The 13,208-nt window shown below is 61.9% G+C and carries 12 protein-coding genes; 4 read left to right on the top strand and 8 right to left on the bottom strand.

From position 1 onward, the window contains the following. Positions 1-13: 13 nt before the first annotated feature. A complete protein-coding gene (locus AC0IPL_RS19960; protein ID WP_474276864.1) occupies positions 14-628 on the top strand; it encodes an LbetaH domain-containing protein in 615 nt (204 codons plus the stop codon). Positions 629-973: 345 nt separating this feature from the next. Here the strand turns inward: AC0IPL_RS19960 and gap are convergent, their stop codons facing one another. Next, positions 974-1,987 (bottom strand): type I glyceraldehyde-3-phosphate dehydrogenase, encoded by a 1,014-nt coding sequence (gap, locus tag AC0IPL_RS19955; RefSeq protein ID WP_474276863.1) that lies wholly within the window; start codon positions 1,985-1,987, stop codon positions 974-976. A gap of 145 nt (positions 1,988-2,132) precedes the next feature. On the opposite strand from gap, the gene AC0IPL_RS19950 reads away from it, so the two are divergent. After that, positions 2,133-3,137 (top strand): LacI family DNA-binding transcriptional regulator, encoded by a 1,005-nt coding sequence (locus AC0IPL_RS19950; RefSeq protein ID WP_474276862.1) that lies wholly within the window; start codon positions 2,133-2,135, stop codon positions 3,135-3,137. A gap of 62 nt (positions 3,138-3,199) precedes the next feature. On the opposite strand, the gene AC0IPL_RS19945 is transcribed toward AC0IPL_RS19950, so the two are convergent. From AC0IPL_RS19945 to AC0IPL_RS19915, 7 genes are all read right to left on the bottom strand, one after another. After that, positions 3,200-4,345 (bottom strand): iron-containing alcohol dehydrogenase, encoded by a 1,146-nt coding sequence (locus tag AC0IPL_RS19945; protein WP_474276860.1) that lies wholly within the window; start codon positions 4,343-4,345, stop codon positions 3,200-3,202. 63 nt (positions 4,346-4,408) lie between these two features. Further along, the gene (locus AC0IPL_RS19940; RefSeq protein WP_474276859.1) at positions 4,409-5,791 is read right to left on the bottom strand and encodes an aldehyde dehydrogenase family protein; all 1,383 of its coding nucleotides are present in this window, start codon (positions 5,789-5,791) and stop codon (positions 4,409-4,411) included. Between the two features lie 100 nt (positions 5,792-5,891). Beyond that, complete coding sequence (locus AC0IPL_RS19935; RefSeq protein WP_474276858.1) at positions 5,892-7,244, bottom strand: glutamine synthetase family protein; 1,353 nt, start codon at positions 7,242-7,244, stop codon at positions 5,892-5,894. A 117-nt stretch (positions 7,245-7,361) separates the two neighbouring features. Next, positions 7,362-8,396 carry a TRAP transporter substrate-binding protein gene (locus AC0IPL_RS19930; RefSeq protein WP_474276857.1) on the bottom strand — a complete coding sequence of 345 codons (1,035 nt, stop codon included), beginning with the start codon at positions 8,394-8,396 and terminating at the stop codon, positions 7,362-7,364. Between the two features lie 51 nt (positions 8,397-8,447). Beyond that, complete coding sequence (locus tag AC0IPL_RS19925) at positions 8,448-9,950, bottom strand: TRAP transporter large permease (protein WP_474276856.1); 1,503 nt, start codon at positions 9,948-9,950, stop codon at positions 8,448-8,450. Then, positions 9,950-10,546, bottom strand: coding sequence for a TRAP transporter small permease subunit (locus AC0IPL_RS19920; protein ID WP_474276854.1), 597 nt, complete (start codon positions 10,544-10,546; stop codon positions 9,950-9,952). Before AC0IPL_RS19920 ends, AC0IPL_RS19925 begins: the two co-directional genes overlap by 1 nt. Further along, positions 10,539-11,324 carry an N-formylglutamate amidohydrolase gene (locus tag AC0IPL_RS19915; RefSeq protein WP_474276853.1) on the bottom strand — a complete coding sequence of 262 codons (786 nt, stop codon included), beginning with the start codon at positions 11,322-11,324 and terminating at the stop codon, positions 10,539-10,541. The genes AC0IPL_RS19920 and AC0IPL_RS19915 overlap by 8 nt, the downstream gene beginning before the upstream one ends. 151 nt (positions 11,325-11,475) lie before the next feature. Here AC0IPL_RS19915 and AC0IPL_RS19910 point away from each other — a divergent pair, with 151 nt between their 5' ends. Together AC0IPL_RS19910 and AC0IPL_RS19905 are read left to right on the top strand one after the other, a co-directional pair. After that, positions 11,476-12,348 carry a MurR/RpiR family transcriptional regulator gene (locus AC0IPL_RS19910; RefSeq protein WP_474276852.1) on the top strand — a complete coding sequence of 291 codons (873 nt, stop codon included), beginning with the start codon at positions 11,476-11,478 and terminating at the stop codon, positions 12,346-12,348. A gap of 105 nt (positions 12,349-12,453) precedes the next feature. Continuing rightward, positions 12,454-12,804, top strand: a complete 351-nt coding sequence (locus AC0IPL_RS19905) for a hypothetical protein (protein ID WP_474276851.1) — start codon at positions 12,454-12,456, stop codon at positions 12,802-12,804. The last annotated feature ends 404 nt before the right edge of the window (positions 12,805-13,208 follow it).

Here is a 13,208-nt window from a genome sequence, read left to right as displayed (position 1 = left end):
GGAAGGCGATATCATGGCGCGGCTCAAGGCAGAAAGCCCGTACGTTCATCCCGGCTGCACGATCACCAACAGCGGCTTTGGCGCGTATGTGGAGATCGGAGCCGACAGCCGGATCGCCAGTTCGGAGCTTGGCGATTACAGCTATTGCGACCGCAGCTGCGACATCGCCAACGCCAAAATTGGCAAATTCGCCAATATCGCCAGCTTCACCCGCATCGGCGCCACGGATCACCCGATGGAGAAAGCCTCGCAGCATCATTTCCTGTACCGGTCTGGCGACTATTGGAAAGATGCGGAGGCTGATGACGCGCGGTTCCGCCACCGCGCCGGGCGGATCGCACATATTGGTCACGACACCTGGATCGGCCATGCGGCGATCATCAAGCCGGAGGTAACCATCGGCCATGGTGCGGTGGTGGCGTCTGGTGCGGTCGTGACCAAGGACGTCGCACCCTACACGATTGTCGGCGGCAACACCGCGCAGTTAATCCGCCGCCGCTACCCAGAGCCCGTGGCCGAAGCGATGATGGCGCTGGCCTGGTGGCAGTGGGATCACGCCCGCCTGCGCGCGGCGCTGCCGGATTTTCGGGCGCTAACGGCCGAGGCCTTTCTGGAGAAATACGGCTGATCTGTCGGCGCTTGCTGGCGGCGGGGGCTCCCGCCTGCAGCGGCGCATTTGACAATGCGCCTCACAGTTGGGCGTGGCGCCGCTGCGCGGCGCAAGGGGGCGCTACCCTGGGGCGCTGCCCCATCATGCGGACCTGGGGTGCTGCCCTGTGGAACGACCGACGCTGACTATGATTCACGGGTGACAATCCTGCGCCGACGACAGCAAGGCCCCACAAAACGCTGCGCCCAGACGCAGCTGCGCCGCGCAATAGCGCGGCGCTTGGCCCAACGGGCGGCAGGCACGCCAGTGTCTGGCAACGGGCGGGAGTGGACCCGTCCAGATGGCGCGCCAAAGACGGTTGCTTTAACCTTCGGCGTTCATGACCTCGCCCATGCGGCGCCCGGTGTCGACCATGCGATTGGAGAAGCCCCATTCGTTGTCATACCAGCTGACCACGCGCACCAGACCTTCGGATGTGACTGCGGTCTGCGGCGCCGCGAAGCAGCTGGAGTGCGGGTCGTGGTTGAAATCCACCGACACCAGCGGGTCTTCCTCATAAGACAGGATGCCGGCCATGTCGGATTCCACCGCTGCCTGGATGGCACTGTTCACCGCCTCGACGGTGGCTGGACGTTCGGGCAGGAAGCTGAGGTCGACAACCGAGACATTGGCCGTCGGCACCCGGATGGCAGAGCCTTCGAGACGTCCCTTCAGGTGCGGCAACACCTCGGCGATGGCGCGGGCGGCACCGGTGGAGGTGGGGATCATCGACAGCGCCGCGGCGCGCGCGCGGTACAGATCCTTGTGACTGGTGTCATGGGTTGGCTGATCGCCGGTGTAGGCGTGGATCGTGGTCATGTAGCCGGTCTTGATGCCAAACGCATCGTCCATGACCTTGGCCAACGGCGCGAGGCAGTTGGTGGTACAGGAGGCGTTGGAAACAATCACGTCCTCAGCTGTGAGGTCCATGTGGTTGACGCCGAACACCACGGTGCGGTCCGCGTCCTTGCCGGGTGCCGAGATCAGAACCCGTTTGGAGCCGTTCTTCAAGTGCAGCGCCGCCTTGTCGCGGTCTGTGAACAGGCCGGTGCATTCATAGGCCACATCCACATCCTGCCAAGGCAGCTCTTCGGGGTTGCGGATGGCGGTCAGGCGGATCGTGTGAGGGCCGACGCGGATCTCGTCACCGGACAGGAAAACAGGAGTCGTCAGACGCCCGTGGATGCTGTCGTACTTCAGCAGATGTACAAGGGTTTCCGGCGGGGACAGATCGTTGATCGCGACCACCTCGATATCCTGAACGTCGTTCTCCAGCAGCGCGCGCAGCACCCCGCGGCCAATACGTCCAAACCCATTGATTGCGATTTTCAGTGTCATCTCTGGTCTCCGGCTGGGGCACCGGCGTGAAATCCGGTATCGATAACGATTGCGGGCACTGATAGCGATAACAGGTGGGAAAATCAAGCCTCGCATTGCGGCGTTCCCCCCTTGCGGCGGCCCGCAAACTGCAAGACCATGGGGCATGACGAAAAAATTGTTGTTGAAAGACGTGGCCCGGCTGGCCGGGGTCAGCGAGATGACGGCCTCGCGCGCGCTGCGCGGGGCACCCGATGTCTCGGCCAAGACCAAATCCAAGGTCGAAGAAATTGCCCGCTCCCACGGCTACGTGCCGAACCGGATCGCGGGCTCCTTGTCGTCCCAGTCGGTCAATCTGGTGGCGGTGGTGGTGCCATCGCTCAACAGTTTTGTCTTCCCTGAGGTCCTGTCAGGGATTTCCGCGGTGCTGCGTGACAGCCCGTTGAAGCCGGTGGTTGGGATCTCTGGCTATGCGCTGGAGGAGGAAGAAGACGTCATCCGCGAAATGCTGAGCTGGCGACCTTCGGGGTTGATCGTCGCGGGGCTGGAGCATTCCGACCCGACCCGGCGGATGCTGCAACAGGCGGATTGCCCAGTTGTTGAGGTGATGGATGTGGACGGCGAGCCAGTGCGCCACTGCGTCGGGATATCCCATCTGGACGCGGGGCGCAGCATGGCGGAGCAGATCCTGGCCCGCGGCTACCGGCGGATCGGATTTATCGGCACCAAGATGCCGCAGGACTTTCGGGCCCGCAAACGGTTCGACGGCTTCACAGACGGGCTGGCGGCACAGGGGGTGAGCCTGGCCGACCGAGAGCATTACTCAGGCGAAAGCTCTATCCAGACCGGCCGCCAGCTGACCGCCCAGATGCTGGCGCGCAGCCCGGACCTGGACTGTATCTACTACTCCAGCGACGTGATGAGCGTGGGCGGGCTGATGCATTGTCTGGCAACCGGGCTGACGGTGCCCGGCGATATCGCGCTGGCCGGGTTCAACAATCTGCAGCTGCTGCAGGGGCTGCCGCAGCAGTTGGCCACCACCGATGCCTGCCGCCGCGAGATCGGCGAACGGGCGGCGCAGATTGTCCTGCAAGCGCGCAATGGTGCGGAGCCAGAGGCGCTGGTGTTCGACCGCCTGTATCCGGCGATCAGCCTGGGTGAGACATTGTGAGGCCATGAAAAACGCCCCCCGCGCGGTGCGGGGGGCGTTTGAAGGTTCCATGAGAGATTGGCTTAAAGCGCCGCTTTGAACAGCTGGGTCAGGTTTGCCTCGGTCAGCTCAACCGGGTTGCCGCCGCAGGACGGGTCGATGATCGCGCCTTTGACCAGCTCGGGAATCGCGGCCTCGGTCACGCCCAGATCGGCCAGCGTGCGCGGGATGCCCAGGGAGTCGTTCAGCTCCTGCGCGAAGGCACGGAAGCCGTCGAAACCACCTTCGATCCCCAGGTAGGCCGCCGCCATGTTGAACCGGTCGGCGATGACCGGCGCGTTGAATTCCAGCACGGCAGGCATGCAGACGGCATTGGTGGTGCCGTGGTGGGTGTTGAAATGGGCGCCAATGGGGTGGCTCATGGCGTGGATCGCGCCCAGACCCTTCTGGAAGCCGGTGGCACCCATCGCGGCGGCGGACATCATCTGCGCGCGGGCTTCGATATCGGTGCCGTCAGCATAGGCGCGCGGCAGGTAGTCCTTGACCAGGCGCATTCCTTCCAGCGCGATGCCTTGGGACATCGGATGGTAATGCGGCGAGGAGAAGGCCTCGACACAATGGGCAAAAGCGTCCAACCCGGTGCCTGCGGTGATGAACTTGGGCATGCCCACGGTCAGCTCGGGATCGCAGATCACCACGGTGGGCAGCACCTTGGGGTGGAAGATGATCTTTTTCTGGTGGGTGGCGCTGTCGGTGATGACGCTGGCGCGGCCGACCTCAGAGCCGGTGCCGGCAGTGGTCGGCACCGCAATGATCGGCGCGATGGCGTCGGCGTCGGCGCGGGTCCACCAATCGCCGATGTCCTCAAAATCCCAGACCGGGCGGGTCTGACCCGCCATGAAGGCCACCATCTTGCCCAGGTCCAGCCCGGAACCGCCGCCAAAGGCGATGACGCCGTCATGGCCACCTGCCTTATAGGCTTCGACGCCCGCTTCGAGGTTCTTCTCGTTCGGGTTGGGATCCACGTCCGAGAACATGCCGCGGCCCAGACCTGCCGCTTCCATGATGTCGAGGGTGGACTGGGTCACCGGCAGATCCGCCAGGCCCTTGTCGGTAACCAGCAGCGGTTTCTTGATACCAACAGCCGCGCAGGCATCGGCCAGTTCCTTGATCCGGCCGGCGCCGAATTTGATTGCGGTCGGGTAGGACCAGTTTCCAACGAGGCTCATGTCGTTTTCCTTTGATGCAAACAGCCCGCTCCGGGAGGAGACGGCGGAGCGGGCAGGGTGTCCTCAGCCTGCCACTTTTTTCAGGTGGTAGGACTTCGGACGGGTCAGGTTGTGATAGCCGATGACGGACAGTCCGCCGCCGCGGCCGGTGTCCTTGCAGCCGGTCCAGCACAGGCCCGGATCCAGGTAATCGGCGCGGTTCATGAACACGGTGCCGGTTTCGATCTGGTCCCCGACGCGCTGCGCCCGCTCCACATCCTTGGTCCAGAGCGAGGCAGTCAGGCCAAAGTCGCTGTCATTCATCAGCTTGATCGCTTCTTCGTCGGAGGAGACCTTCATGATGCCCACCACCGGGCCAAAGCTCTCCTCACGCATCACCCGCATGTCGTGGGTCACGTTGGTCAGGATCTGCGGCGTCAAATACGCACCGCCATCGTCCGCCTCCATGGGCGCGATATGGGCGGTGGCACCGGCCTCGACGGCCTCTGCAATCTGATCGCGCACTTCCTTGGCGAAACGCACATTGGCCATCGGACCCATCGTGGTCGCCTCGTCCAGCGGGTTGCCCAGCTTGTAGCCTTCGACAATGGCGATGGCCTTTTCAAGGAAGGCGTCGAACAGGCTTTCATGCACGTAGATTCGCTCAATCCCGCAGCAACACTGACCGGCGTTGAACATGGCACCGTCGATTAGCGTGTCCACCGCCGCGTCCAGATCTGCGTCCTCCATGACATAGCCAGGATCCTTGCCGCCCAGCTCTGTACCAACGCCAGTGAAGGTGCCGGCCGCTGCGCGTTCCATCGCCTTGCCGCCGCCAACCGAGCCGGTGAAGTTCACAAAGTTGAACGCCTTGTCGGCAATCAGCGCCGATGTGGTGTCATGATCGAGGAAGACATTCTGGAACACATCCGTGGGCACGCCAACGGACGCAAAGGCCTGCGCCATGCGCTCACCCACCAACAGGGTTTGCGTGGCGTGCTTCAACACCACCGCGTTGCCCGCAATCAGGGCGGGGGCGACGGTGTTGATTGCGGTCATATAAGGGTAGTTCCAAGGCGCAACCACCAGCACAACGCCATGCGGCACGCGCTTGATGTAGCGTTTGAAATCCGCGTCATCGCCGACCTCGATGTCCGCCAGCGCTTCCGTTGCGATCTTGGCCATATGGCTGGCGCGCTCGTTAAAACCGCCGAACTCACCGCCATAACGCACCGGGCGACCCATCATATGGGCCAGTTCCGGCACGATCTCGTCGTTCATCGCGCCAACAGCAGCGACGCCTGCCATCACCAGGTCGATCCGCTCCTGCAGGGGGCGGGCGGCCCAGGCCACCTGGGCGCTGCGTGCGCGCGCCACGGCGTCAGCCGCCGCCGCGTGCGACAAGGTTTCGCGTTCGGCAAAAACCGATCCGTCGATCGGCGAGATGCACTTCAGTGTCTGGCCCATGCCATCAACTCCATTCCAAGGGGCAAGCTGCCCCTGTTTCTTTCTGGTCTATAATACTCCGGGGGTCCGGGGGCTGGCCCCCGGCACTGCCCGGCGCGGATCACGCCCGCTCGAACCCGCGCGCGATCTCATAGTCAGTGACCACGCGTTCGAAATCCTCGATTTCCACCTCGGCGGCGCGGACATAGTGGTCGACGACGTCATCACCAAGTGCCGCGCGCAGCATGTCAGAGCCCTTCAGCGCCGCGCCAGCATCGCGCAAATTTCCGGGGATCATGCCGCTGTCGCCCTGGTAGACGTCACCCTTGGCGGGCGCTTGCAGTTCCAGCCCTTCCTCAATGCCGGCGATACCCGCGGCCAACATGCCCGCCATCGCCAGATAGGGGTTCATGTCAGAACCCGGAATGCGGCATTCGACCCGGATCGCCTTGGTTCCGTCGCCGCACAGCCGGTAGCCCGCGGTGCGGTTGTCGACGGACCAGATGATGCGGGTGGGGGCAAAGGTGCCCTTCATGAACCGTTTGTAGCTATTGATGTAGGGGGCCATGAAGTACGTGTAATCCGGCGCGTACTTCAGCAGCCCCGCCATGTAGTTTTTCATCAGCTTCGACATGCCAAGCTCATCGTTTTCGTCGAAGAACGCAGGCTTGCCGTCTTGCCACAGGGACTGGTGAACATGGCTCGAAGAGCCCACCTTGTCGTGGCTCCACTTGGGCAGGAAGGTCACCGCATGGCCCTGCTGATGCGCGATCTCCTTGATCGCGTGCTTGGCGATGCTGTGATATTCAGCCGTGTCCATGGCCGGGGCGTATTTGATGTTCAGCTCTTCCTGGCCGGTTTCCGCCTCTCCCTTGGAGTTTTCGATCGGCAACCCTGCGTTCCACAGGTGATTGCGGATCGGGCGCATCACATGTTCCTCGCGGGTGGTTTGCAGGATGCTGTAGTCCTCATTATAGCCGGAGATCGGCGCCAGGTCGCGGAAATTCGATTTGCGGATCTCGTCGAAACTCTGCTCGAAGAGGAAAAACTCCAGCTCGGTGGCGCACATGGCGTCATAGCCCATCGCCTTCAGACGGCTCACCTGCTTCTTCAGGATCGCGCGCGGAGAGTGGGAGATTTCCGCATGGGTGTGGTGGTCCAGCACGTCACACAGCACGATCACCGTGCTGTCCAGCCAGGGCACCGGGCGCAGCGTCGCCAGATCCGGCTTCATGACATAGTCGCCATACCCCCGCTCCCAAGAGGTGGAGGCATAGCCATCGGGCGTGGCCATCTCCAGGTCTGTTGCCAGCAGGTAGTTGCAGCAGTGGGTTTCTTCCCAGGCGCCATTGATGAAGTGCTGCGCATGAAAGCGTTTGCCCATCAGGCGGCCCTGCATGTCTACAAAGCAGACCAGAACCGTGTCGACCCGGCCGGAAGAGACCTGGGATTTCAATTCGTCGAAGGAGAGCATGAGCAGCCCTTTGCGTGCTGGGGCCAAAACTTCTACGCAGAAGTTTTGGCAAATTCCTTGGTCAAGGAATTTGGCCCGCGGCGCTGCAGGCCAAATTCGGTGTTGAGAGACGTCGTCTTAGCCGTAGCGGTAGGGACGGCCTGCTTTTTGCATGTCGGCGTTGTACTTCTTGAAGATCTCGACAACCTTTGCCTTGGTGGGGCTTTCTGCCGCGATCTCGTCCCAGAATTTCACGGCGGCGTCTTCGACCTGCTGCCATTCGTCGTCCGGGATGGTGGTCAGTTTCATCTTCTCGCCGTTCACGCGCAAGGAGGCTTCGCCGCCCCAGTACCACCACTGACGATAGTAGTGCGACTGGTCACAGCAGACGCGGAACAGGGTCTGCATGTCTTCGGGCAGCTCGTTCCAGCGGCCCTGGTTGGCGAAGAAGGAGCCCGCCCAGGCACCGGAGATGTTGTTGGTCAGGAAGTAGTTGGTCACGTCGGCCCAACCCACGGTGTAATCCTCGGTGATGCCGGACCAGGCTACGCCGTCCAGCTCGCCGGTCTGCATAGCGACTTCGATGTCTTCCCAGGGCAGGGTGACGGGCACGACGCCGAACTGGCTGAGGAAGCGACCGGCGGTCGGGAAGGTGAAGACGCGCTTGCCCTTGAGGTCGGCGAGCGAGTTGATCGGGTCCTTGGTGGCAAAGTGGCAGGGATCCCACGCACCGGCCGAGATGTGTTTGACGCCGACCTTGGCGTATTCCTCGTCCCAGATCTCGTTCAGGCCGTACTGATTGAACAGTACCGGCACGTCCAGTGAATAGCGCGAGGCGAAGGGAAAGTAGCCGCCGAATACGGTGACATCGGTGGGCGAGGCCATCGAGTCGTCGTCGGACTGCACCGCGTCGATGGTACCGCGCTGCATGGCGCGGAACAGCTCCCCTGTCGGAACCAGCTGGTCGGCGTAATACAGTTCGATCTGCATGCGGTCGCCGGCGATTTTGTTGAACATGTCGATGGCGGGTTTCACCACATGTTCGGCCAGCGCCGCACCTGCATAAGTCTGCATCCGCCATTTGATGGTGGATTGCGCCAGCGCCGGAGTGGCCAGCGGTGCCGCCATTGCGCCAACGCCCGCGCTCTGCAAAAACTTGCGTCTTGTTGTCATGTTTCTCTCTCCTTGTTGAAATATCCGGCCCCTTGGCAGGACTCTTATGGGTTATTTTCCGTAAACATATTCCGGCAGCCACAGGGCGATTTGCGGGAACACCATGATAAGCGCCAGCGCCACCACCATCACCCCAGCAAAGGGGATGATCGAGACATAGATGTCCTTCAGCCCGATTTCCGGCGGTGCCATCGCGCGCATAAGGAACAGGTTGTAGCCGAAGGGCGGCGTCATGTAGGCGATCTGAGTGGTGATGGTGTAAAGCACCCCGTACCAGATCAGATCAAACCCGAGCGCGCCCACCAGCGGCACATAGAGCGGCGCCACGATCACCAGCATCGCGGTGTCATCCAGGAAAGTGCCCATCACGATGAAGCTCAGCTGCATCAGGATCAGGATCATCCAGGGGCTGAGGCCCAGCTTGGTGGTGAACAGATCCTCGATCGCCTTGACCGCGCCCAGCCCGTCAAAGATGGCGCCAAAGGCCAGCGCGGCCAGGATGATCCACATGAACATGCAGGAGATCCCGAGGGTGGAGCGCACGGAGGTCTCGAACACCTCCTTGTTCATGCGCCCCTTCAGCACCGCGGCGATGAAGGCCGTCATGGCGCCGATGGCAGAGCTTTCCACCAGCGAGGTCCAGCCGTTCACGAAAGGCACCATCATTGCAGCAAAGATTGCCAGCGGCAGCACACCCGAGAACAGCAGGCGGTATTTCTCCTTCATGTACACGTCTTTGTAGAACAGCGGGTTCCGGCGGGTCACAAAAGACAGCGCAGCAAGCGCGGCGGCCAGGCCGAGGGCCGGTTTGGCCTCCAGCATGTCGGTCTGGATCAACAGCGGCACCAGCACCAGCGCGCCAAGCACGATGTAATTCAGCCGCAGTGGATGGTCGGAGATGGCTTCGTATTCGGCCAGATCCGCGGGGTCCATTGCGGGGCCGAGATCGGGCTGCATGCGGGCGCGCATGTAGATGTAGATGATGAACATCGTGGCCATCAGCAGCCCCGGCACCACGCCCGCGAGCCACAGCTGCCCCACGGGCTGGCGCGCAATCATCGCATAAAGCACCAGCACCACTGACGGTGGCACCAGAATGCCGAGTGAGGAACCCGCCTGGATGGTGCCCGTCACCAGGATTTTGTCGTAGCCGCGGCGCAGCAGCTCTGGCAGCGCGATGGTGGCGCCAATGGCCATGCCCGCCACCGACAGGCCGTTCATCGCCGAAATCAGCACCATCAGGCCGATGGTTCCGATCGCCAGGCCGCCCTTCACCGGGCCCATCCAGACGTGGAACATGCGGTAGAGGTCGTCGGCAATCTTGGACTCTGACAGAACGTACCCCATGAAGATGAACATCGGCAGCGTCAGCAGCGGATACCATTTCATCAGCTTCATCGCGGCCGAGAAGGGGATTTCAACACCACCCGTGCCCCACAGCAGCATGCCCGCAACCGCACCGACGAAACCAATGGCGCCAAACACGCGCTGGCCGGTCATCAGCATCAGCATCATGCCGGCAAACATGACGATCGCAATCCATTCGTAGGACATCAGATTTCAACTCCACGCAGGCGTCCGATATCCCGGAACAGTTCAGCAAGGCATTGCAGCAGCATCAGGAAGACGCCGAAGCAGAGAAGGGTTTTCACAGGCCACAGGAAGGGGCGCCACGCGGTCGAACTGCGCTCCAGATAGCCCAGTTTTTCGCCTGCGGCGCTAAAGCCTTCGGTCAACAGCGTGACCAGCAGCTCCCAGAAGAATTGCACCGGTTCCATCCCGAAATAGCCCAGCGAATAGGCGGTGGAGCTAAGCGCGCCATACATCAGGATCACAAGATAGGAGATCAGGAACAGCACGGTGAAGGCATCGACCAGCGCCTTGGTGCGGGTTGACCAGCTGCCATAGAACAGATCCATCCGCACGTTCGATCCCATCTGGATGGAGTAGGGGCCACCCAGAATGTAATAGGCCACCATCACGAATTGCGCCGTTTCCAGCGTCCAGAGCGACGGGTTGAAGAAGGTCTTGGAGACCGACGACCAAAGGAGCACCCCGATCAGGGCAAAGATCAAATACATTGCGATGCGACCGATAAAGCGGTTCATCGCGTCGATGCCGCGGACATAGGCCCGAATTACCTTAGGCATGTGTGTCCCCCTCGGGCGTCAGCGTGGCAAGGGCGGGGCGCAGCAGGGTGAGCATCTCCTGGGCCAGCGCGGCTTCTTCGGTTTCAGTTGTCAGCAGGTCGTTGCGGATCTCGATCATCACATTGGCAAGCCCATGGGCGATGCCATGCAGTTGCAACGAATGGGTTACCCCGTCCTGTGGGCCATAGGGCTCGTTGCGCGCGATGCGGCGGTGGGGCAGGGCCGGTGCGGCTGCCAGCATCGCATCCGCCAGGCGGCTGTCGTTGTCGTGCAGGATGCCGATCTCCACCGCCCGTTCCTTGCCATAATAGTGGCGGGTGAAACTGTGCATGGTGACCAATACGGTTTGCAGGCCAGCCGCCTTGCGCGCCTCGATCAGCGCAGTGGTCGCCGCGCAGAAGGGTTCGTAGACTGTGGTCACCCGCTCCTGCCGTTGGGCCTCGGTCAGGTTCCGGTTGCCGGGTACTTCGATCAGCTCGGATTTCTCAGGCATCGCCGAGGGCGCTTCGGGCGGTCGATTGCAATCGTAGACCAGCCGCGACACACGGCCTGCCACCAGGGGCGCGTCCAGAGCGCGCGACAGATGCAGTGCCACCGCCCGCGCACCGGGATCCCAGGCGGCGTGGCTGAGCCGGTGATCTTGCTGCAGTCCCAGGCCCTGATAGCGGTCCGGAATATGATTGGACGCGTGCTCACACAACAACAGAACCTGACCGGTACCGTCGCCGTTCACCACCTCCACGGATGTGTCCTGAGCGTGAGAATCGCTCACCTTCATGTATCGTCCCCCTGAGGTTTGGAAAAATGTTTCCATGAAGAGATATTTGTGTCAATATACTTTCATGTCTGATTTCCAACAGGGGCTTTGATAATTTCTCTTCAGGGCGCCGCCGGGGTGGAAAATCCAGTTCACAAGCGGGAGTGCCACGTTGACGAAGCCGCCAGCCACCGTACGCGAGTTGATCCGTGAGCATTTCTCCGGGCTGACCCAATCCGAGAGGAAGTTTGCCACCAGGTTGCTTGAAAACTACCCGGCGGCCGGGCTTGCCTCGATCACCATTGTCGCCGCGAATGCCGAGGTGTCGACGCCGACGGTTGCACGGATGGTGCAGAAGCTGGGGTTCAAAGGGTACCCACAGTTCCATCAGGCGCTGCTGAAGGAGTTGGAGGCGAAGGTCTCCGGTCCGACCAAGCGGCGCGACAACTGGGCGTCGGAAGCGCCGGAGGGGCACTTGCTGAACCGCTTTGCCACGGCCGTCACCGACAACCTTCAGCAGACATTCTCCAATATTGATTCCGCCCAGTTCGACACGGCAGCCCGTCAGCTGGCCAACACCGAAGGACGGCTCTATGTGGTGGGCGGACGCATCACGCGCGCGCTGGCGGATTATGCCTTTACCCATTTCCAGGCCATCCGGCAGCGGGTCACACATATGACGTCCTCCTCCGCGACCTGGCCGCATTACGTGTTGGACATGGTCGAGGGTGACACGCTCTTGATGTTTGACGTGCGCCGCTATGAAACCAACCTCCAGCGGCTGGCGGAGCTGGCCGCCGAACGCGGCGTGAAGATCGTGCTGGTTACCGACCAATGGACCAGTCCTATTGCCTCGGTGGCGGATTTCACTTTCAATTGCTGGGTAGAGATCCCCTCGGCGTGGGACTCCAACATCTCCACCATGATGTTGCTGGAGGCGATGATCGCCGCCACCCAGGAGGAAAGCTGGGACAAGACCAAGGAACGGTATGACCGGCTCGATGAGTTGTTCGACATGACTCGTCTGTTTCGCAAGTTCTCCTGATAGCGGCGCTGCCGCATAGACATAGAAGGCTTCATGGCGCTTACTGATGTCGGGCCGAGCTCGACACGGCTGTCGGGACCGACCCGTACAAGGGGGGTATTCGATTTGCGACTTTCCAGATTTCTGACCATTGCCGCCGTGTCGGTGTTGGCCGCCACACCCATTGCCGCCAACCCGCTGAGCAGGATCCTCGCGGAGTCCGGGCTGACACCGCAGGACACCAACCTGATGCGCGAAGCAGAGCAAAAGCTGCTGGCCGATGCCAGCGCGGGCGGTGGCGCCAAGGTAAACTGGCAAAACGCCCGCAGCGGCGCCCGCGGAGAGGTCCGGATTACCGCCAGGCGGGGTGCTTGCCGTGTTGTCCAGCACCAAGTGCACCGAGACGACCAGTCAGAGTCGCGACGGCTGAAGCGAAAGTTCTGTCCCGCGGATGGTGGCTGGATGCTGACGCCGTGATTCCTCCGTAGTCCCGGTGCATCCTTTTTTGTGATTCCACGCGAGTCTGGGGGTGAGTCTGTGGGTAAGTTGCCCTGACCTGTGGGTAAGTGCGGGCTGAGTCCAAACAGTCGGTAAAACGGCGCGGGGATGTGGCGGCAGTTGCCGGAAAAAGGTCAGAGAGCCTGACTTTATTGCCATCTAACTATCTGATTTCTTTGCGTTGTGCGTTTTTCTTTCCGCAAAGCCGCGTTTTTGTGAATTTTTGGGTTGCGGGGGTGGGGCACTCGCCGTAGAACCCCCCTCACCGGCGGCGCTGAGGCGCTGCTGACGGATCGGAGAGACGGTCGGACACGCTGGAAAGACGGCGGCATCTGTTGGATGGGATGAGGCGGGCGCGCCGGGAGATTGGCGCATCGGTCTTG

The organism is Leisingera sp. SA32 (assembly GCF_056033425.1).
The sequence above is the reverse complement of the archived record's forward strand: the minus strand, read 5'-3'. Positions and strand labels throughout refer to the sequence as shown.

Bases quoted from the DNA above. Each gene is read 5' to 3' on its own strand.
- AC0IPL_RS19960 (WP_474276864.1), top strand. From the start codon at position 14: ATGGCGCGGCTCAAGGCAGAAAGCCCGTACGTTCATCCCGGCTGCACG.
- gap (WP_474276863.1), bottom strand. From the start codon at position 1,987: ATGACACTGAAAATCGCAATCAATGGGTTTGGACGTATTGGCCGCGGG.
- AC0IPL_RS19950 (WP_474276862.1), top strand. From the start codon at position 2,133: ATGACGAAAAAATTGTTGTTGAAAGACGTGGCCCGGCTGGCCGGGGTC.
- AC0IPL_RS19945 (WP_474276860.1), bottom strand. From the start codon at position 4,345: ATGAGCCTCGTTGGAAACTGGTCCTACCCGACCGCAATCAAATTCGGC.
- AC0IPL_RS19940 (WP_474276859.1), bottom strand. From the start codon at position 5,791: ATGGGCCAGACACTGAAGTGCATCTCGCCGATCGACGGATCGGTTTTT.
- AC0IPL_RS19935 (WP_474276858.1), bottom strand. From the start codon at position 7,244: ATGCTCTCCTTCGACGAATTGAAATCCCAGGTCTCTTCCGGCCGGGTC.
- AC0IPL_RS19930 (WP_474276857.1), bottom strand. From the start codon at position 8,396: ATGACAACAAGACGCAAGTTTTTGCAGAGCGCGGGCGTTGGCGCAATG.
- AC0IPL_RS19925 (WP_474276856.1), bottom strand. From the start codon at position 9,950: ATGTCCTACGAATGGATTGCGATCGTCATGTTTGCCGGCATGATGCTG.
- AC0IPL_RS19920 (WP_474276854.1), bottom strand. From the start codon at position 10,546: ATGCCTAAGGTAATTCGGGCCTATGTCCGCGGCATCGACGCGATGAAC.
- AC0IPL_RS19915 (WP_474276853.1), bottom strand. From the start codon at position 11,324: ATGAAGGTGAGCGATTCTCACGCTCAGGACACATCCGTGGAGGTGGTG.